The sequence below is a fragment of the Pseudomonas sp. BP01 genome, from assembly GCF_022760795.1.
GTDB lineage: Bacteria > Pseudomonadota > Gammaproteobacteria > Pseudomonadales > Pseudomonadaceae > Aquipseudomonas > Aquipseudomonas putida_Q.
In genome coordinates this window covers 44,040-63,322 of sequence record NZ_JAFBKA010000015.1, presented here as the reverse complement: position 1 = coordinate 63,322, position 19,283 = coordinate 44,040, and the positions used below count along the sequence as shown (strand labels likewise).

General features: G+C 61.9%; 21 protein-coding genes and 1 other RNA gene. 16 read left to right on the top strand and 6 right to left on the bottom strand.

Annotated features, from left to right (window positions below; genetic code table 11):
* Positions 1–57 precede the first annotated feature (57 nt).
* A complete protein-coding gene (locus tag JOY50_RS15230; RefSeq protein ID WP_243055467.1) occupies positions 58–1,098 on the bottom strand; it encodes an NADP(H)-dependent aldo-keto reductase in 1,041 nt (346 codons plus the stop codon).
* 258 nt (positions 1,099–1,356) lie between these two features.
* Here JOY50_RS15230 and rplM point away from each other — a divergent pair, with 258 nt between their 5' ends.
* From rplM to JOY50_RS15195, 7 genes are all read left to right on the top strand, one after another.
* Positions 1,357–1,785, top strand: coding sequence for a 50S ribosomal protein L13 (gene rplM, locus JOY50_RS15225; protein WP_003260798.1), 429 nt, complete (start codon positions 1,357–1,359; stop codon positions 1,783–1,785).
* 14 nt (positions 1,786–1,799) lie between these two features.
* Entirely contained in the window at positions 1,800–2,192 is a 393-nt protein-coding gene (gene rpsI / locus JOY50_RS15220) for a 30S ribosomal protein S9 (protein WP_003260797.1), read from the top strand.
* A gap of 262 nt (positions 2,193–2,454) precedes the next feature.
* A complete protein-coding gene (petA, locus tag JOY50_RS15215; RefSeq protein ID WP_016488981.1) occupies positions 2,455–3,048 on the top strand; it encodes a ubiquinol-cytochrome c reductase iron-sulfur subunit in 594 nt (197 codons plus the stop codon).
* A complete protein-coding gene (locus JOY50_RS15210; RefSeq protein WP_010952438.1) occupies positions 3,048–4,259 on the top strand; it encodes a cytochrome bc complex cytochrome b subunit in 1,212 nt (403 codons plus the stop codon). The genes petA and JOY50_RS15210 overlap by 1 nt, the downstream gene beginning before the upstream one ends.
* Positions 4,259–5,038, top strand: a complete 780-nt coding sequence (locus JOY50_RS15205; RefSeq protein ID WP_012274075.1) for a cytochrome c1 — start codon at positions 4,259–4,261, stop codon at positions 5,036–5,038. The genes JOY50_RS15210 and JOY50_RS15205 overlap by 1 nt, the downstream gene beginning before the upstream one ends.
* 117 nt (positions 5,039–5,155) lie before the next feature.
* Complete coding sequence (locus JOY50_RS15200) at positions 5,156–5,779, top strand: glutathione S-transferase N-terminal domain-containing protein (protein WP_016498035.1); 624 nt, start codon at positions 5,156–5,158, stop codon at positions 5,777–5,779.
* A gap of 10 nt (positions 5,780–5,789) precedes the next feature.
* Complete coding sequence (locus tag JOY50_RS15195; protein ID WP_019471504.1) at positions 5,790–6,218, top strand: ClpXP protease specificity-enhancing factor; 429 nt, start codon at positions 5,790–5,792, stop codon at positions 6,216–6,218.
* A 51-nt stretch (positions 6,219–6,269) separates the two neighbouring features.
* Here JOY50_RS15195 and JOY50_RS15190 read toward each other — a convergent pair whose 3' ends face one another.
* From JOY50_RS15190 to JOY50_RS15170, 5 genes are all read right to left on the bottom strand, one after another.
* The gene (locus JOY50_RS15190; RefSeq protein WP_019471505.1) at positions 6,270–6,488 is read right to left on the bottom strand and encodes a YgdI/YgdR family lipoprotein; all 219 of its coding nucleotides are present in this window, start codon (positions 6,486–6,488) and stop codon (positions 6,270–6,272) included.
* 176 nt (positions 6,489–6,664) lie between these two features.
* Positions 6,665–7,243 (bottom strand): BON domain-containing protein, encoded by a 579-nt coding sequence (locus JOY50_RS15185; RefSeq protein ID WP_016488975.1) that lies wholly within the window; start codon positions 7,241–7,243, stop codon positions 6,665–6,667.
* Entirely contained in the window at positions 7,240–7,833 is a 594-nt protein-coding gene (locus tag JOY50_RS15180) for a phosphoheptose isomerase (RefSeq protein WP_012274070.1), read from the bottom strand. The genes JOY50_RS15185 and JOY50_RS15180 overlap by 4 nt, the downstream gene beginning before the upstream one ends.
* An 86-nt stretch (positions 7,834–7,919) precedes the next feature.
* Positions 7,920–8,291 (bottom strand): YraN family protein, encoded by a 372-nt coding sequence (locus JOY50_RS15175; protein WP_132842404.1) that lies wholly within the window; start codon positions 8,289–8,291, stop codon positions 7,920–7,922.
* Positions 8,291–10,108: a penicillin-binding protein activator gene (locus tag JOY50_RS15170; protein WP_132842401.1), complete on the bottom strand. Its 1,818-nt coding sequence runs from the start codon at positions 10,106–10,108 to the stop codon at positions 8,291–8,293. The genes JOY50_RS15175 and JOY50_RS15170 overlap by 1 nt, the downstream gene beginning before the upstream one ends.
* Positions 10,109–10,294: 186 nt before the next feature.
* Here JOY50_RS15170 and rsmI point away from each other — a divergent pair, with 186 nt between their 5' ends.
* From rsmI to mraY, 9 genes are all read left to right on the top strand, one after another.
* Positions 10,295–11,170 carry a 16S rRNA (cytidine(1402)-2'-O)-methyltransferase gene (gene rsmI, locus JOY50_RS15165; protein ID WP_132842399.1) on the top strand — a complete coding sequence of 292 codons (876 nt, stop codon included), beginning with the start codon at positions 10,295–10,297 and terminating at the stop codon, positions 11,168–11,170.
* Positions 11,171–11,237: 67 nt separating this feature from the next.
* Positions 11,238–11,613: RNase P RNA component class A (gene rnpB / locus JOY50_RS15160), an RNA gene on the top strand.
* A 309-nt stretch (positions 11,614–11,922) separates the two neighbouring features.
* A complete protein-coding gene (mraZ, locus tag JOY50_RS15155; protein ID WP_019439042.1) occupies positions 11,923–12,378 on the top strand; it encodes a division/cell wall cluster transcriptional repressor MraZ in 456 nt (151 codons plus the stop codon).
* A complete protein-coding gene (gene rsmH, locus JOY50_RS15150) occupies positions 12,375–13,322 on the top strand; it encodes a 16S rRNA (cytosine(1402)-N(4))-methyltransferase RsmH (RefSeq protein WP_016488970.1) in 948 nt (315 codons plus the stop codon). Before mraZ ends, rsmH begins: the two co-directional genes overlap by 4 nt.
* A complete protein-coding gene (gene ftsL / locus JOY50_RS15145) occupies positions 13,319–13,612 on the top strand; it encodes a cell division protein FtsL (RefSeq protein WP_063422309.1) in 294 nt (97 codons plus the stop codon). Before rsmH ends, ftsL begins: the two co-directional genes overlap by 4 nt.
* Positions 13,612–15,351, top strand: coding sequence for a penicillin-binding protein 2 (locus tag JOY50_RS15140; RefSeq protein WP_165931618.1), 1,740 nt, complete (start codon positions 13,612–13,614; stop codon positions 15,349–15,351). The genes ftsL and JOY50_RS15140 overlap by 1 nt, the downstream gene beginning before the upstream one ends.
* On the top strand, positions 15,348–16,838 hold the full coding sequence (locus tag JOY50_RS15135; protein WP_405045989.1) for a UDP-N-acetylmuramoyl-L-alanyl-D-glutamate--2,6-diaminopimelate ligase: 1,491 nt from the start codon (positions 15,348–15,350) through the stop codon (positions 16,836–16,838). The genes JOY50_RS15140 and JOY50_RS15135 overlap by 4 nt, the downstream gene beginning before the upstream one ends.
* Positions 16,831–18,198: a UDP-N-acetylmuramoyl-tripeptide--D-alanyl-D-alanine ligase gene (murF, locus tag JOY50_RS15130; RefSeq protein WP_243055465.1), complete on the top strand. Its 1,368-nt coding sequence runs from the start codon at positions 16,831–16,833 to the stop codon at positions 18,196–18,198. Before JOY50_RS15135 ends, murF begins: the two co-directional genes overlap by 8 nt.
* Positions 18,198–19,280, top strand: coding sequence for a phospho-N-acetylmuramoyl-pentapeptide-transferase (mraY, locus tag JOY50_RS15125; protein ID WP_132842391.1), 1,083 nt, complete (start codon positions 18,198–18,200; stop codon positions 19,278–19,280). The genes murF and mraY overlap by 1 nt, the downstream gene beginning before the upstream one ends.
* Positions 19,281–19,283 lie beyond the last annotated feature (3 nt).

Genomic DNA, 19,283 nt, shown 5'->3' with positions numbered 1-19,283 from the left:
TTTGGCGATTGTGTCTACCCCGTGTCGCCGCGGGGCTGCAAGGCAGCCCCTTGCAGCTCAAGGCGCCGGGTTCGGCTGCGCCTGGTGTATGGCTTCGATCGCCGCCAGCAGCTCATCACTCAGGCTCAGCTCAAGGCTCGCCAGGTTGCTGTCCAGCTGTTGCAGGCTGGTCGCGCCAATGATGTTGCTGGTCACGAACGGCTGCCGGGTGACGAACGCCAGGGCCATCTGCGCCGGGTCCAGGCCGTGCTCGCGGGCCAGTTGCACGTAACGGCTGCAGGCTGACACGGTCTGCGGGTTGGAGTAGCGGGCAAAGCGGCTGAACAGGGTCAGGCGCGCGTTGTCCGGGCGTGCGCCGTTCTCGTACTTGCCCGAGAGCATGCCGAAGGCCAGCGGCGAATACGCCAGCAGGCCGCACTGCTCACGGATGGCCACTTCAGCCAGGCCCACCTCGAAGCTGCGGTTGAGCAGGTTGTACGGGTTCTGGATCGACACCGCCCGCGGCCAGCCCCGGCTATCGGCCAGTTGCAGGAACTTCATGGTGCCCCACGGCGTTTCGTTGGACAGGCCGATGTGGCGGATCTTGCCCGCACGTACCTGCTCGTCGAGCACCTCAAGGGTTTCTTCCAGCGGGGTGAAGTGGTCCTGGGGCAGGTCCTGGTAGCCCAGCTTGCCGAAGAAGTTGGTGCTGCGTTCCGGCCAGTGCAGCTGGTACAGGTCGATACGGTCGGTCTGCAGGCGCTTCAGGCTCTCCTCCAGCGCCGCGACGATGTGCTGGCGGTTGTGCTTGAGCTGGCCGTCGCGAATGTGGCTGATGCCGTTGCCTGGGCCTGCGACCTTGCTGGCCAGCACCCAGTCGTCGCGATCACCGTTGTCACGGAACCAGTTGCCGATGATGCGCTCGGTGGCCGCGTAGGTTTCCGGGCGCGGCGGTACCGGGTACATCTCGGCGGTGTCGATGAAGTTCACCCCGGCGGCCTTGGCCCGGGCAATCTGTTCGAAGGCTTCGGCCTGAACGTTCTGTTCGCCCCAGGTCATGGTGCCCAGGCACAGGGCGCTGACATTGAGGTCGGTACGGCCGAGCTGGCGGTATTCCATCGGTTAGACACTCCTTGGCAATAGATGCCCATCAAAGCAGGTTGAAATTTTTCTCGCAATCTGGATAATTCAGCCCCTCTCCGCGTGGCGGAAGTGATGCACCATCACGCAGGAAGAACCCCGTCGAACATTGGCGTGCCCGACCCGAGCCCCCAAAAGCGTCTGTGTTCGGCTGCGCGCTTGCCCTTGGCAAGCCGTGCACTATCCAGTAAGATTCGCCGTCTATTTTTCGCTGGGCGGCCTCTGAGGCTTTAGAGAATGAAAACTTTTACTGCTAAACCGGAAACAGTAAAGCGCGAGTGGTTCGTAGTCGACGCCGCTGGCCAGACCCTGGGTCGTCTGGCTACCGAAATCGCTAGCCGTCTGCGTGGCAAACACAAACCAGAATACACCCCTCACGTTGACACCGGCGACTACATCGTCGTTATCAACGCCGAGCAGGTTCGTGTGACTGGTGCCAAGTCTTCCGACAAAATGTACTACTCCCACTCCGGCTTCCCGGGCGGTATCAAGGAAATCAACTTCGAGAAGTTGATCGCCAAGGCCCCTGAGCGTGTTATCGAAACCGCGGTCAAAGGCATGCTGCCTAAGAACCCGCTGGGTCGCGACATGTACCGCAAGCTGAAAGTGTACGCGGGTGCTGCTCACCCACACACTGCTCAGCAGCCTCAAGAACTGAAGATCTAACGGGATAGTTCATTATGTCGGCGACTCAAAATTACGGCACTGGCCGTCGCAAGACCGCAACCGCTCGCGTATTCCTGCGTCCGGGTACTGGTAACATTTCCATCAACAACCGTTCTCTGGACGTGTTCTTCGGTCGCGAAACCGCTCGCATGGTTGTTCGCCAGCCACTCGAGCTGACCGAAACCGTTGAGAAGTTCGACATCTACGTCACCGTTTCCGGTGGTGGTGTCAGCGGTCAAGCCGGTGCGATCCGTCACGGTATCACCCGCGCTCTGATGGAATACGACGAAACCCTGCGTGGCGCTCTGCGTCGTGCTGGCTACGTCACCCGCGACGCTCGTGAAGTCGAGCGTAAGAAAGTGGGTCTGCGTAAAGCGCGTAAGCGTCCTCAGTACTCCAAGCGTTAATACCGCTTCGGCAGTCGAAAAAAGCCCGGTTCCTTGGAACCGGGCTTTTTTTTTGGCTTGAACTAACCTGTCAGCATGTCAGTGGCCGCTTGTCGCATAGACGCAGATCAAGCAAAGCGCGGGTTGTGGCCCTTGCTTGGGTAATCACCTTGTCAGTGTGTGGATTTGTTTCTTACCATGGCTGCCAAATTTTAGTGCCATTGACACAACCTAAGTACGAGCCTGGTTCAACAGGCCAAGCAAGCTGATGGGAGAGGACTGAATGAGCAATGACGGCGTCAACGCAGGCCGGCGCCGCTTCCTCGTAGCCGCGACATCCGTGGTCGGGGCAGCGGGAGCAGTGGGGGCTGCGGTACCGTTCGTGGGGTCATGGTTTCCCAGTGCCAAGGCGAAAGCCGCAGGTGCACCGGTGAAGGTCAATATCGCCAAGGTCGAGGCCGGGCAGCAGATGGTGGCCGAATGGCGTGGCCAGCCGGTATTCATCGTGCGGCGAACGGAGGAAATCCTCGGCAACCTGAAAAAAATCACGGGTGACTTGTCTGATCCCGAGTCCAAGGCCTCGGTGCAGCCAACCTACGTCGACCCTGAGGTTCGCTCGATCAAGCCGGAAATTCTCATTCTTGTCGGGCTGTGCACGCACCTGGGCTGCTCACCCACCTTCCGCCCGGAAGTTGCGCCTGCTGACCTTGGTCCGAAATGGGTGGGTGGCTACTTCTGCCCGTGCCACGGCTCCCACTACGACCTCGCCGGCCGTGTCTACAAGTCGCAGCCGGCACCTCTCAACCTGCCTGTGCCACCGCACTCTTACGAGTCGGACGATATCATCGTCATCGGCGTCGATCAGGAGAACGCATGATGAGCAAGTTCATGGACTGGATTGATGCTCGCTTCCCCGCCACGAAGATGTGGGAAGACCACCTGAGCAAGTATTACGCGCCCAAGAACTTCAACTTCCTGTACTTCTTCGGCTCCCTGGCATTGCTGGTGCTGGTCAATCAGATCGTCACCGGTGTGTGGCTGACCATGAGCTTTACGCCCTCGGCGGAAGAGGCGTTCGCTTCGGTCGAGTACATCATGCGTGACGTTGAGTACGGCTGGATCCTGCGCTACCTGCACTCCACCGGTGCGTCGGCGTTCTTCATCGTGGTCTACCTGCACATGTTCCGCGGCCTGCTCTACGGCTCCTACCAGAAGCCTCGCGAGCTGGTCTGGCTGTTCGGCATGCTGATCTACCTTGCGCTGATGGCCGAAGCCTTCATGGGCTACCTGCTGCCGTGGGGTCAGATGTCGTACTGGGGTGCCCAGGTGATCATCTCCCTGTTCGGTGCCATCCCGGTAATCGGTGACGACCTCACCCAGTGGATCCGTGGTGACTACCTGATTTCGGGCATCACCCTGAACCGCTTCTTCGCCCTGCATGTGGTCGCCCTGCCTATCGTGATTCTCGGCCTGGTTGTGCTGCACATTCTTGCGCTGCACGAAGTGGGTTCGAACAACCCCGATGGTGTCGACATCAAGAAGAAAAAGGACGAAAACGGTATTCCGCTGGACGGTATTCCGTTCCACCCGTACTACACCGTCAAGGATATCGTCGGGGTGGTGGTGTTCCTCTTCGTGTTCTGCGCCGTGGTGTTCTTCTTCCCGGAAATGGGCGGTTACTTCCTGGAGAAACCGAACTTCGAGCAGGCCAACGCCTTCAAGACACCTGAGCACATCGCGCCGGTGTGGTACTTCACACCGTTTTACGCAATCTTGCGGGCGGTGCCTGACAAGCTGATGGGCGTGATTGCCATGGGCGCGGCCATTGCCGTGCTGTTCGTACTGCCCTGGCTCGACCGCAGCCCGGTGCGTTCCATGCGTTACAAGGGCTGGATCAGCAAGGTTTTCCTGCTGGTGTTCTGCGTGTCCTTCGTCATCCTCGGCGTGCTGGGCGTTCTGGCGCCGACACCTGGGCGTACCTTGCTGTCGCAGGTGTGCACGGTGTTGTACTTCGCCTACTTCCTGCTGATGCCGTTCTACACAAGGCTCGAGAAGACCAAACCGGTTCCGGAAAGGGTGACTGGCTGATGAAAAAGTTGATTGCAGTATTTTTGCTGGCAGTGATGCCTGCGTTTTCCTTCGCTGCCGAACACGGCCTGGAGCTGGACAAGGCCGATATCGACCTGACCGACAAGGCGGCCATGCAGGATGGTGCGCGCACCTTTGCCAACTATTGCATGGGTTGCCACAGTGCCAAGTTTCAGCGTTACGAGCGGGTAGCCGACGACCTGGGCATCCCCCACGAGCTGATGCTCGAGAAGCTGGTATTCACCGGTGCCAAGATCGGTGACCACATGCAGATCGGCATGAAGCCCAGTGACGCCAAGACCTGGTTCGGTGCTGCGCCGCCAGACCTGACACTGGTCGCCCGTGTGCGGGGTACCGACTGGCTGTACACCTACCTGCGCAGCTTCTACGAGGACCCATCGCGGCCTTACGGGGTGAACAACAAGGTGTTCCCGAACGTCGGCATGCCTAACGTGCTGGTGGGCTTGCAGGGTAACCAGGTAATTGGCTGCAAGCAGGTGCAGACGGTAACCGATGGCAAGAAGCAATTCGACCCGTTGACCGGCAGCCCGATCACCCACGAAGCCTGTGACCAGCTGACCATCACGCCGAAATCCGGTACCCTGACCACCGAGCAGTTCGACGAGAAGGTCAAGAACCTGGTGACCTTCCTGGCCTATTCGGCCAACCCGGTCAAACTGGAAAGCCAGCGCATTGGTACCTACGTGTTGCTGTACCTGGCTTTCTTCTTCGTATTCGCCTATTTGCTCAAGCGTGAATACTGGAAGGACGTGCACTGATCACGCAGTAGTTTCTGGTTGTTGAACGCGCCTGGGGCGCCCTGGCAGTTTTGCCAGGGGGCCCCAGGCGCGTTTTCATTTACAGTTGCACAAGCATCCCGTGCGAGGAGCCGCTACATGGGCGCAACCAACAGGTTAGCCTGCTATTCCGATCCCGCTGATCACTATTCTCATCGGGTACGCCTTGTGCTGGCCGAGAAGGGTGTCAGCGTGCAGGTCATCGATGTCGACCCCAGTCGCCTGCCGGCCAAGCTGGCCGAGGTAAACCCTTACGGCAGTGTGCCGACCCTGGTCGACCGTGACCTGGCGTTGTATGAGTCGACCGTGGTGATGGAATACCTCGAGGAGCGTTACCCGCACCCGCCGCTGATGCCGGTGTACCCGGTTGCACGGGGTAACAGCCGTTTGCTGATGCACCGCATCCAGCGCGACTGGTGTGCCCTGGCCGACACCGTGCTGGACTCGCGCAGCACCGAGGCCGCCCGTGTCGAGGCGCGCAAGGCCCTGCGCGAAAGCCTCACCGGTGTCTCGCCATTGTTCGGTGAGTACGCCTGTTTCATGAGTGAGGATCAAAGCCTGGTCGATTGTTGTCTATTGCCCATACTCTGGCGCTTGCCAGTGTTGGGTATCGAATTGCCGCGGCAAGCCAAGCCGCTGCTGGATTACATGGAGCGGCAGTTCGCTCGGGAGCCTTTCCTGGCGAGCCTGTCCTCCGTAGAACGTGAAATGCGCAAGCTTTAAGGAGCTGTTGATGAACTCCAGTCGCCCCTATCTGGTTCGAGCACTGTATGAGTGGATCGTCGACAACGATTGCACGCCCCATATGCTGGTCAATGCCGAATACCCGAAAGTCCAGGTGCCGGATGGTTTCGCCAGTGATGGCCAGATCGTCTTGAATATCTCGCCAAGTGCCGTGCGCAGCCTGCACATGGATAACGACGCGGTCAGCTTCGAGGGCCGCTTCAGTGGCGTGGCCCATTCGCTGTTCGTGCCGGTTGGCGCCATCCTGGGCATCTATGCCCGTGAAAATGGCCAAGGCATGGTCTTCGAGCTGGAGTCGCCGATGGATGGCGACGAGCTGGAAGAGGATGATGTGCAGCCGGACGATGATGGCCCGCCAGAAGGGGGGGGCCAGCCGCCGCGCCCAACTGGCCGACCAAGCCTGAAAGTGGTCAAGTAACGAAAAAGGCGATCCAACCGGATCGCCTTTTTCTTTGCCGCCAAGCGCGTGTTACAGGTCGCTGATGGTGCGCACCTGGTCCTTGTTGATGCGGGTGCGCTTGCCGTCGAGTTGCTGGAACTCGTAGAAGCCGGCATTACGGTCAAACTTGGGCGCGTCGACAGCCTGGATTTCACGGCCATCGTTGAGGGTGATCAGGCTTGGGGTGGAGCAGCCGGCCAGGGTGGCGAAGGTGCCGAGCAGCAGGGCAGGCAGCAGAAGCTTAGACATGCGGTGTTTCCTGGGTTTCTGAAAGGTGGGGCATTGTTGTTGCTTGTACTGGCCCTTTCGCGGCGGTTCGACGCTTCGATAAACGCGCTCCCACAGGAATGCACAAGGCTTGAAAGCTGTGGGATCCCTGTGGGAGCGGGTTCACCCGCGAAGAAGCCGGTGCAGGCAGCAAAGAATCAGTCGATGTACTCGAACAGCTTGACGATCTTCTGCACGCCCGACACGCCCTGTACCACGGCAGTGGCCGAATTGGCCTCCTGCTGGGTTACCAGGCCGAGCAGGTAGACGATGCCGTTTTCGGTAATCACCTTGATGCGCGAGCTTGGCACGGCACTGTCACCCAGCATCTGGGTCTTGATCTTGGTGGTCAGCCAGGCGTCGTTGTTGCGTGCCAGGATGGAGGAGGGCTGCATCACCTGCAGTTCGTTGTGCACTTTCTTGACGCGCTGTACCTGGCTAGCGGTCTGCTCGGCAAGGCTCTTGAGGTCGGCGCGTGGGGTCTGGCCGGCCAGCAGGACGATGCCGTTGTAGCTGCTGACTACAATGTGCGAGCCCTTGTCCAGGTCAGGGCTGGCCTTGGAAATGTTCACCGAGGCCTTGGTTTCGATCAGCGAATCGTCGATCTTGCTGCCAATGGTGCGCGTACCGCGATCGTCTTCGATCGGCGAATTGCGGGTAGAGGTGAGTACCGAGCTGCAACCGGTGACGCTCAGGCACAGGGTCAGGGCCATCAGGCCGAGGCGCATAGGGGTCATTCTTCACTCCCGAACAGTTGGCTGTCGATCAGATCGCACAGGCAGTGGATCGCCAGCAGGTGGACTTCCTGGATGCGTGCGGTAACCGTCGAAGGGACGCGGATTTCCACGTCTTCGGGCAGCAGCAGCGAAGCCATGCCGCCGCCGTCGCGGCCAGTCAATGCTACGACAATCATTTCGCGGTCATGTGCGGCCTGGATCGCCTGGATCACGTTGGCCGAATTGCCGCTGGTGGAGATCGCCAGCAGGACGTCGCCGGGCTGGCCCAGGGCGCGAATCTGCTTGGAAAAGACTTCGTTGTAGCTGTAGTCGTTGGCGATCGAGGTCAGGGTCGAGCTGTCGGTGGTCAGCGCGATGGCTGGCAGGCTCGGGCGCTCGCGCTCGAAACGGTTGAGCAGTTCCGACGAAAAGTGCTGGGCATCACCGGCCGAGCCGCCATTGCCACAGGCGAGCATCTTGCCCTCGTTGAGCAGCGCATTGACCATGACCAGGCTGGCCTGCTCGATGTGCGGTGCCAGGATGTCCATTGCCTGTTGCTTGGTATCGATGCTGGCCTGGAACAGCCGGCGAATTCGGGATTGCATGTCCATCTGGTGACCTTAAGTGGGGCGGTGGCCTTTGCTGCGCGCATCAACGACCAGCCCGCGAAACATAGAGCAAAAAAAACGAAGTGGGTTCAGCATTCGAAGGCGTTTTTCAGCCATTGAAGCGGCCTGCCTGCATGGTGGCTGCCCTGCAGGGCGACTACGTCGAAGCGGCAGGGGTAGTTGCCCCAGTGGGGCGCCTTCTGCAGGTACCGGCTGGCGGCGAGCACCAGCCGTTTCTGCTTGCGCCCGTCGATGCTTTCGAGGGCGCCACCGAAGCACGCGTGCAACCGGTAGCGGACTTCGACGAATACTACTGTATCGGCGTCAAGCATGACCAGATCAAGCTCACCGCCTTTGCATCGCCAATTGCGCGCCAGTAGCTGCAGGCCCTGCCCTTGAAGGTACTCAAGGGCCTGGGTTTCTGCTGCTTGCCCGGCGCTGGTGGGCGACGCTGTCGGCATCAGCGCACGGTGTCAGGCAGGCGCTTGACCTGGCCGCCGGTAAACTCGGCCCATGGCAGCTGGCGTTCGATACGCTGGTTGGCGTTGATGCTCAGGCTGCCCGAAAGGCCCTGGACGCGGTTGTCCGGCAGCGCTTTCAGCTGGCCCAGGCGTGGTGCCAGGCTGTAGGCATCGACGCCCATGGCGTACAGGCGGCCAAGGCTGCCAGCGGCTTGCGGCCACTGCTGTACCACCTGCTGGCGCAGGCTGTTGCTGGTGTCGAGCAGCCACGGGGTTTCGCAGAAGCGGATGCCGTTCATGTCGTTGTACTGGTTGACGTCGCCGCTGGCGCTGTACAGGTTCGAGGTGGCATAGACCGGTACGTCACCGGCGTACTGGAAGTTCAGGGTCGGCTTGATCTGCTGGGCCTGTTGCGGGGTCGAGGCCAGGAAGATGAAATCGATATCCTGGCGACGCGACGGTTGTGCGGCGATGCTACCGCCTACCGTGCTTTGCAGGCTCTTGGCGCGGCCTTCGCTTTGGCGCAGCTGGAACAGGTCGGCGATTTGCTGGGCCAGGGCAACCGGCTGGGCGATGCGCTCGGCGGCGAGCAGGGTGCCGCCATTGCCTTCCCAGTCCTGGCGGAAGGCGGCCAACACGCGGTCACCCCATTCGCCACTCGGCACCAGGGCCACGGCGCGGACCATGCCATCGGCGCGGGCGCGGCGGGAGACTTCGCGCGCTTCGTCTTCGGCAGCCAGGCCGAACTGGAACAGTTGCGGCGGGGCCTTCTGACCGGCGTCGGCGTAGTTCAGGGCCAGCGTGGTGATTGGCAGTTGTGGTTTGGCGGCCAGTTGTTTGACCAGCGGCTTTTCAAGCGGGCCGATGACCAGTTGCACGCCGGCGGCCTGGGCCTGGCGATAGAAATCGTCGAGCGAGCCGATGCGCGAGCTGTCGAACACTTGCACCGCAGGCGCTGGCTGGCCAGCTTGCTGGGCCTGGAAGTGCGCGGCCATGAAACCGTCACGCAGGGCGCGAGCAACACCGGCCAGCGGGCCTTCCTGAGGCAGCAGCAGAGCGATCTTGGTCAGCGGCTGGCTGGCCAGCTCCTTGAGCTTGGTCAGTGCCTGCGGCAGTTGCTGGGCGGCAGGGTGGTCCGGGTGCTGTTTGACCCAGGTGTCGATGGCCGCTTGCTGCTGTTCCAGGGTGCCGGCGCTTTTCACGGCGAAGGCCAGGCTGGTCCAGCCGGCCAGGGTCTGGTCGTTGGCTGGCTGCTGCAGTTGTTCGGCCGGCAACGAGGCGACCAGGGCCCAGATGGCGTCACTGTTGGCGCTGGCAGCCTGGCCGCTGAGCAGCGGGGCCAGCAGCACGCGCTGTTGCGCGGCAGCCAGGGCCTGGCCGTCGGCTTCAAGGGCGGCGGCGTGCACGTTGTAGGTGCGCGCTTGCTGCTCTGCCGGCAGCTCGGCTACGCGTTGCAGGCTCGGGTGGGCCAGGGCGGTCAGTGCTGCCTTGGGCTGGTTGCGGCTCATGGCCAGCTCGGCCGCGAGGGTGCTGGCGAACACTTGCTGGGCCGGCTTGAGCGTGTCCAGCGGGACTTGCTCAAGAATGCGTGCGGCGCGTGGGAAGTCCTTCTGCTTGTAGGCCAGGTCGGCCGCGCTCAGGCGCAGCAGGGCGGCATCTTCCGCTGACTTGCTGGAAGCGGCTTTTTCGAGCAGTTGCTCGATGCTGGCGTCCGGGGTGCGTGGCAGTTCGCCCAGGCTGGATGAGGGCGAGCTGGCGCAAGCTGCCAGCAGGGCAGCGAGGCAGAGGGCTGTGAGCAGCCGCAGGCAAGCGATCATGTAAAGGTCCTGTTACTCGATCAAGTTGGCCGGCAATTGTACCCAAGCACTGGCCGGGGCGCGATGTTGCTGTGCTGATCCTTCACTATAGGTGGCTTGCCGGTGATCGCTGGCGAAGTTCTTTGCGCCCTGTTGCAGGCGCTCGGGCTACAATGGCGCCTTTGATCCGAATGACAGGTGTGCGCAGTGACTGATGTGGCAGGGGCTTCGAAATCCACGGTGGGGACGCTGTATGTGGTGGCAACCCCCATCGGCAACCTCGACGACATGAGCGCCCGGGCGCTGAAGGTGCTGGCGGATGTGGCGCTGATCGCCGCCGAAGACACCCGTCATTCGATCCGCCTGCTGCAACACTTTGGCATCGACACACCGCTGGCGGCCTGTCATGAACACAACGAGCGTGACGAGGGCGGGCGTTTTCTCACCAAGCTGCTGGCTGGCGAGAACGTGGCGCTGGTATCCGATGCCGGCACGCCGCTGATTTCCGACCCGGGCTACCACCTGGTGCGCCAGGCGCGGGCTGCGGGGGTGAGTGTGGTGCCGGTGCCGGGCGCCTGCGCCTTGATCGCTGCACTGTCGGCGGCCGGCTTGCCGTCGGACCGCTTCATCTTCGAAGGCTTCCTGCCGGCCAAGCAGGCAGGGCGCCGGGCGCGCCTCGAGCAGGTGAAGGAAGAGCCGCGTACGCTGATCTTCTATGAAGCCCCGCACCGCATCCTCGAATGCCTTGAAGACATGGAGCTGGTATTTGGTGGCGAGCGCCCGGCACTGCTGGCACGTGAACTGACCAAGACCTTCGAGACCCTCAAGGGCCTGCCGCTGGCCGAGCTGCGGGCGTTCGTTGCCGGCGACAGCAACCAGCAGCGCGGTGAATGCGTGGTACTGGTGGGCGGCTGGAGCGCACCGGAAGGCGAGCAGGGCATCAGTGCCGAGGCCCAGCGCGTGCTCGACCTGCTATTGGCCGAGTTGCCACTGAAGCGGGCGGCGGCGCTGGCGGCGGAAATTACCGGGGTGCGCAAGAACCTTTTGTATCAACTTGCCCTGGAAAAGCAGAAAGCCGAATAGTGGCAGTTTGATATAAATGCCGGTATTGCTTGTTCTTGTGCGCGCGTGCCGGTAACCTTGGCGGCGGAGAGTCGATCGGACAGTCGCTGCCTGTTTTTGTTCCGCAACTTTTTGTTGTGTGAGCAGCAGGGGGAGGAAAGTCCGGGCTCCATAGGGCAGAGTGCCAGGTAACGCCTGGGAGGCGCGAGCCTACGGAAAGTGCCACAGAAAATAACCGCCTAAGCACTTCGGTGCCGGTAAGGGTGAAAAGGTGCGGTAAGAGCGCACCGCACGGCTGGCAACAGTTCGTGGCTAGGTAAACCCCACTCGGAGCAAGACCAAATAGGGTTCCATCAGGCGTGGCCCGCGTCGGAACCGGGTAGGTTGCTAGAGGCGTCCAGTGATGGCCGTCGTAGAGGAATGACTGTCCTCGACAAAACCCGGCTTACAGATCGACTCTCCACCTTTTCCTCCCCTGCTTGATTCGATAGCAGATCCTCTCTGGTAATACCGAAAAAATCTTACTCTTCATAAATCACTTTAACTTCGAACTCCATTTGCTTGCGTGGGTTTGATTTTTCTCGTGTTTTCTTCCCCTCGGTAATGCTTCCACATTCCCTTATCGCGCTAAATCTCGGTCCTGTAAGGCTTTTCCTTATGAACGTGCCTTGACGGTGCTGCGGGCGGATTCCTATAGTGTGCGCAAGTGGGAGAAAGTGGGATGAAGTGGGTTTTCTGGCACAAAAAAGCTAATATTGTGGGGAATCGCAGCCGTGTTCCGCGGAGCCAACGCCGTCAGCCTCGATGCCAAGGGACGTCTCGCCATGCCGAGCCGGTACCGTGACGAGCTGGATTCGCGTTGCAATGGCCAGCTGATCGTGACCATTGACGCCGTTGACCCCTGCTTGTGCGTATACCCCCTCGATGAGTGGGAACAGATAGAAGCCAAGTTGCGTGCCTTGCCATCGTTGCGTGAGGAAAACCGCCGTCTGCAGCGTTTGCTGATCGGTAATGCGGTTGACCTGGAGCTCGATGGCAGTGGGCGTTTCCTGGTGCCGCCCCGTCTGCGTGAGTACGCCAAGCTCGACAAGAAGGCGATGCTGGTGGGGCAACTGAACAAATTCCAGCTGTGGGATGAAGATGCCTGGAACACGGTTTCGGCAGCCGACCTCGCAGCTATTCAACAACCGGGCGCCATGCCCGACGAATTGCGTGACCTGATCCTGTGACCATAGATAGCGGCTTCAACCACATTACCGTCCTGCTCGACGAGGCTGTCGAGGCATTGGCCCTGCGCGCCGACGGTTGCTATCTGGACGGCACCTTCGGCCGTGGCGGACACAGCCGGCTGATTCTCAGCAAGCTCGGGCCGCAAGGGCGGCTGCTGGGCTTCGACAAAGATCCACAGGCGATTGCCACGGGGCAAGCGCTGGCGGCCGAAGACGGCCGCTTTGTCATTGTGCAGCGCAGCTTTGCCGAGCTGGGTGCAGAAGTGGCCGAGCGCGGCCTGCACGGCAAGGTCAGTGGTGTACTGCTGGACCTGGGCGTGTCCTCGCCGCAACTGGATGACCCCGAGCGTGGTTTCAGCTTCCTCAATGATGGCCCGCTGGACATGCGCATGAACCCGGACCAGGGCATCAGTGCGGCCGAGTTCATCGCCACGGCGCCTGTCGAAGAAATTGCCCGCGTCTTCAAGGAGTACGGTGAAGAGCGCTTCTCTGGCCGTATGGCGCGTGCCGTGGTCGAGCGCCGTGAGAAGGAGCCGTTCACCCGCACTGCCGATCTGGCAGAAGTGCTGAAGGTTGCCAACCCTGCCTGGGAAAAAGGCAAGAACCCGGCTACCCGTGCCTTCCAGGGGCTGCGTATCCATGTCAACAACGAACTGGGTGACCTGGAGGCTGGCCTGGAGGCCGCACTCGATGCGCTCGAGGTCGGTGGTCGCCTGGCAGTGATCAGTTTCCACTCGCTCGAGGACCGTATCGTCAAGCTGTTCATGCGCAAGCTGGTCAAGGGCGAGGCCGACAATCTGCCCCGCAACCTGCCGGTACAGCACAAGGTCTTCGAGCCGAAAATCAAGCTCATCGGCAAGGCCCAATTCGCCTCCGAAGCCGAGCTCAAGGCCAACCCACGGTCGCGTAGCGCCGTGATGCGTGTGGCGGAGAAGCTGCGGTGAGCAGGCTATTTGCCAAGCCTTTGCCAGGCGGAAGCTTCCTGATGCTTCTGCTGTTTGTCGGCGTGCTGGTTTCGGCCGTCGCCGTGTCCTACAGCGCGCACTGGAACCGCCAGTTGCTCAACACCCTTTACGGCGAGTTGAACGAGCGTGACAAGGCCCAGGCCGAGTGGGGCCGGCTGATTCTCGAGCAGAGCACCTGGACCGCCGCCAGTCGTATCGAAAACCTGGCTTCCGAGCAGTTGAAGATGCGCGTGCCTTCGGCTGACGAAGTGCGGATGGTGGCGCCATGATGAAGCTCGAAGGCGCACTCTACCCGTGGCGCTTCCGCGTGGTGATCGGCTTGCTGGCAATCATGGTGGGTGCCATCTGCTGGCGTATCATCGACCTGCAGGTGGTTGACCGTGACTTCCTCAAGGGGCAGGGCGATGCGCGCAGCCTGCGTCATATTCCAATCCCGGCGCACCGCGGCCTGATTACCGACCGCAACGGTGAGCCATTGGCCGTGAGTACCCCGGTCACTACCCTGTGGGCCAACCCCAAGGAAATGCAGGCGTCCAAAGACCGCTGGCCACAGCTGGCTGCAGCGCTTGGGCAAAACCCGCAGCAACTGGTCGAACGCCTGACCGCGCAGGCCAGCAAGGAGTTCATCTACCTGGTCCGCGGCCTGACCCCGGAACAGGGCCAGCACGTACTAGACCTGAAAGTGCCAGGTGTGTACGGCCTGGAAGAATTCCGCCGCTTCTATCCGGCCGGTGATGTCACCGCGCACATGGTCGGCTTCACCGACCTCGACGACCACGGTCGCGAAGGGGTGGAGCTGGCCTATGACGAATGGCTGGCCGGCGTGCCCGGCAAGCGCCAGGTGATCAAGGACCGGCGCGGCCGGCTGATCAAGGACATCCAGGTAACCAAGAACGCCAAGGCCGGCAAGACCTTGGCGTTGTCGATAGACCTGCGACTGCAGTACCTGGCTACCCGCGAACTGCGCAACGCCATTGCCGAGCAGGACGCCAAGGCCGGCAGCCTGGTGATCATGGACGTCAAGACCGGTGAAGTTCTGGCCATGGTCAACCAGCCAACCTACAACCCGAACAACCGCCGCAGCATGTTCCCGGCAGCGATGCGCAACCGGGCGATCATCGACGTGTTTGAACCGGGTTCCACGGTCAAGCCGATTTCCATGAGTGCAGCATTGCAGAGCGGCCGCTGGAAGCCGACCGACAAGGTCGAGGTGTACCCGGGCAGCCTGCAGATCGGCCGCTACACCATCAAGGACGTGTCGCGCAGCGAGGGCCCGATCCTCGACCTGACCGGCATCCTGATCAACTCCAGTAACGTCGGCATGAGCAAGATCGCCTTCGACATCGGCGGCGAGGCCATCTACCGCGTCATGTCCCAGGTTGGCTTGGGCCAGTACACCGGCCTTGGCTTCCCGGGCGAGCGTGTCGGCAACCTGCCCAACCACCGCGAGTGGCGCAAGGCCGAAACCGCGACCCTTTCTTATGGCTATGGCTTGTCGGTGACCGCCCTGCAGCTGGTGCATGCCTACGCCGCGCTGGCCAACGACGGCAAGATGGTGCCGCTGTCGATCATCAAGGTCGACAAGGCGCCGGAAGCCGTGCAGGCCATTCCGAAAGAAACCGCCGAAACCGTCCAGGGCATGCTGCAGCAGGTCATTGAAGCGCCGCGCGGCGTGTTCCGTGCCCAGGTGCCGTTCTATCACGTGGCCGGCAAGTCCGGTACCGCGCGTAAAGCCACCGTGGGGTCCAAGGGTTACACCGAAAACGCCTACCGCTCGCTGTTCGCCGGCTTCGGGCCAATGAGCGACCCGCGCTACGCCATCGTCGTGGTCATCGACGAGCCGGGCAAGGGTGGTTACTTCGGTGGCCTGGTTTCGGCACCGGTATTCAGCAAGGTCATGTCCGGCACCCTGCGTTTGATGAACGTGCCGCCAGACAACCTGCCGCCACCGGCACCCGCCGCACAGTCGCAAGTCAATGCAGCAGCCGCCAAGGGAGGGCGTGGATGATGACAATGCCATTAAGCAAACTTTTCGCTCACGCCAGCCGCGACCCGCTGATCCGTGAACTGACCCTGGACAGCCGCAGTGTGCGCCCGGGCGATCTGTTCCTGGCCGTGCCGGGCGCCAAGGTCGATGGCCGCGAGCATATCGCCGATGCCTTGGCCCGTGGCGCTGCCGCCGTGGCCTATGAAGAGCAGGGCGCCAACGTGCTGCCGCTGACCGATGTGCCGCTGATTCCGGTCAAGGGCCTGATCGCGCAGCTGTCGGACATCGCCGGGCGCTTCTATGGCGAGCCCAGCCGCCAGCTGAACCTGGTGGGCGTGACCGGTACCAACGGCAAGACCAGCGTTACCCAGTTGGTAGCCCAGGCGCTTGATGTGCTCGGCCAGCGCTGCGGCCTTATTGGCACTTTGGGTACCGGCTTTTACGGTGACCTGCAAAGTGGTCGGTTGACCACGCCAGACCCGATTGCCGTGCAGTCGACCCTTTACGACCTGAAAAAGCAGGGCGCCAAGGCCGTGGCCATGGAGGTTTCCTCCCACGCCCTGGAGCAGGGGCGTGTCGCCGCATTGGCGTTCGACATCGCGGTCATGACCAACCTGTCCCGTGATCACCTGGACTACCACGGCAGCATGCAGGCCTATGAGGCGGCCAAGGCCAAGCTGTTCGCCTGGCCGAACCTGCGTTGCCAGGTGGTCAACCTGGATGACGACTTTGGTCGTCGCCTGGCCGAAGACTTTGCTCGCCGCCCGAGTGTCGACCTTGTCGAGACCCGGCTGCTCAGCTACAGCCTGGAAAACCCCGATGCATCGCTGTTCTGCCGCGAAGCCGTGTTCAGTGACGATGGCGTGCGCGCCACGCTGGTCACCGCCCAGGGTGAGCGCACCCTGCGCAGCCAGCTGCTGGGCCGCTTCAACCTGAGCAACATGCTGGCTGCCGTGGCAACCCTGCTGGCGCTGGATTACGCGCTGGACGAAATCCTGGAGGTCACCCCGCGTCTGCAAGGGCCGGTAGGCCGCATGCAGCGCCTGGGTGGCGGCCAAAAGCCGCTGGTGGTGGTCGACTACGCACACACCCCCGACGCCCTGGAAAAAGTGCTTGAAGCCCTGCGCCCGCATGCTCACGGCAAACTGCTGTGCCTGTTCGGCTGCGGCGGCGACCGTGACCGCGGCAAGCGCCCATTGATGGCCGAAGTGGCCGAGCGCCTGGCTGACCGCGTGTTGGTCACCGACGACAACCCGCGCACGGAAGACCCGCTGCGCATCTTCAACGACATCCGCCCCGGTTTCACCAGGCTTGGCGAGGTCGAGTTCGTCGCCGGCCGTGGCGAAGCCATTGCGCACCTGATCGCCTCAGCCGCTGCCAACGACGTGATCGTGCTGGCCGGCAAGGGGCATGAGGATTACCAGGAGATCAATGGCGAGCGCCATGACTTCTCCGACCTGATCGAAGCCGAGAAGGCCCTTGCAGCCTGGGAGGCTCCACATGCTTAAGCCGATGACTCTCAGCCAGCTGACCACAGCACTGAGCGGTGAACAAGTCGGTGCCGATGCCACATTCACCGGTGTCAGCATCGACAGCCGCAGTGTCAGCACCGGGCAACTGTTCGTCGCCTTGGCCGGCCCGCGTTTCGATGGCCATGACTACCTGGCTGATGTGAAAGCCAAAGGTGCAGTAGCCGCCCTGGTCGAGCGTGAAGTGGCCGGTGTCGACCTGCCGCAGCTGCTGGTCAAGGATTGCCGGATAGCACTGGGTCAACTCGGCGCCCTGAACCGCGCCGCTTTCGACAAGCCCGTTGTGGCCATTACCGGTTCCAGTGGCAAGACCACGGTCAAGGAGATGCTTGCCAGCATCCTGCGCACCCGGGGCCTGGTGCATGCCACTCGTGGCAACCTGAACAACGACCTCGGCGCGCCGCTGACCCTGCTGGAAATCGCCCCGGAGCACAGCGCCGCAGTGATCGAGCTGGGCGCTTCACGTATTGGCGAGATCCGCTACACCGTAGGCCTGACCCAACCTCAGGTGGTCATCATCAATAACGCGGGTACCGCCCACGTTGGCGAATTCGGTGGCCCCGAAAAAATCGTTGAAGCCAAGGGCGAGATTCTCGAAGGCCTGGGCGAGGGCGGTGTCGCCATTCTCAACCTGGCCGACAAGGCGTTCGATATCTGGCGCAAGCGTGCCGGCAACCACCGTATCTTCACCTTTGCACTGGATAACCCGCAGGCTGATTTCCATGCCAGCGACATCGGTCGCGACGCACGGGGCTGCCCGTCGTTCACCCTGCACGGGCCTGATGGCAGCGTGCCGGTTCAGCTGAACCTTCTGGGTACCCATAACGTCAGCAACGCCCTGGCTGCCGCCGCCGCTGCCCATGCCGTTGGTCTGAGCCTGAGCGGCATTGCTGCCGGCCTGGCTGCGGTGCAGCCGGTCAAGGGCCGCACCGTGGCCCAGGTCGCGCCAAGTGGTGTGCGGGTGATCGACGATAGTTACAACGCAAATCCCACCTCCATGTGCGCGGCCATTGATATACTCGCCGGCTTTTCCGGACGCACCGTCCTGGTGCTTGGGGATATCGGCGAATTGGGGCAATGGGCGCAAGAAGGCCACCGTCAGGTGGGTGACTACGCGCGTGGCAAGGTCGACGCCCTGTACGCAGTAGGTTCCAACATGACGTATGCGGTCAGGGCGTTCGGCGCCGATGGCCGTCATTTCGCTACTCAAGCTGAGCTGATCGACGCGGTTAGCGCCGAAAATGCCAGCGACACCACTATCTTGATCAAGGGCTCGCGCAGCGCTGCGATGGAAAACGTCGTGGCGGCTTTGTGCGGTGCCAGCGGGGAGAAACATTAATGCTGCTGCTGTTGGCCGAGTATCTGCAACAGTTCCACAAGGGCTTCGCGGTCTTCCAGTACCTGTCCCTGCGCGGGATTCTTGGTGTACTGACCGCGTTGTCGCTGGCGCTGTGGCTGGGGCCGTGGATGATCCGTACCCTGCAAATTCGCCAGATCGGCCAGGCCGTGCGTAACGACGGCCCGCAATCGCACCTGTCCAAGTCGGGCACCCCGACCATGGGTGGCGCACTGATCCTTTCGGCCATCGCCATCAGCACCCTGCTATGGGCTGATCTGTCCAACCGCTACGTGTGGGTGGTGCTGATCGTTACCCTGGCATTCGGCGCGATCGGCTGGGTTGACGACTACCGCAAGGTGATCGAAAAGAACTCACGTGGCCTGCCAAGCCGCTGGAAGTACTTCTGGCAGTCGGTGTTTGGCCTGGCTGCGGCCGTGTTCCTGTACAAGACCGCGCCGACCAGCGTCGAGACCACGCTGATCCTGCCGTTCATCAAGGATGTCACCATTCCGCTGGGCATTGGCTTCATCGTGCTGACCTACTTCGTCATTGTCGGCTCCAGCAACGCGGTCAACCTTACCGATGGCCTCGACGGCCTGGCAATCATGCCGACGGTGATGGTCGGCGGCGCCCTGGGCATCTTCTGCTACCTGTCGGGTAACGTGAAGTTCGCCGAATACCTGCTGATCCCCTACGTGCCGGGCTCGGGCGAGCTGATCGTGTTCTGCGGCGCGCTGATCGGCGCCGGCCTGGGCTTCCTGTGGTTCAACACCTACCCGGCACAAGTCTTCATGGGTGACGTCGGCGCGCTGGCACTGGGCGCCGCGCTGGGCACCATCGCCGTGATCGTCCGCCAGGAAATCGTGCTGTTCATCATGGGCGGCATCTTCGTGGTGGAAACCCTGTCGGTGGTGATCCAGGTCGCCTCCTTCAAGCTGACCGGCAAACGCGTGTTCCGCATGGCGCCGATCCACCACCACTTTGAACTCAAGGGCTGGCCAGAGCCGCGGGTGATCGTCCGCTTCTGGATCATCACCGTGATTCTGGTGCTGATTGGCCTTGCATCCCTGAAACTGAGGTAGATG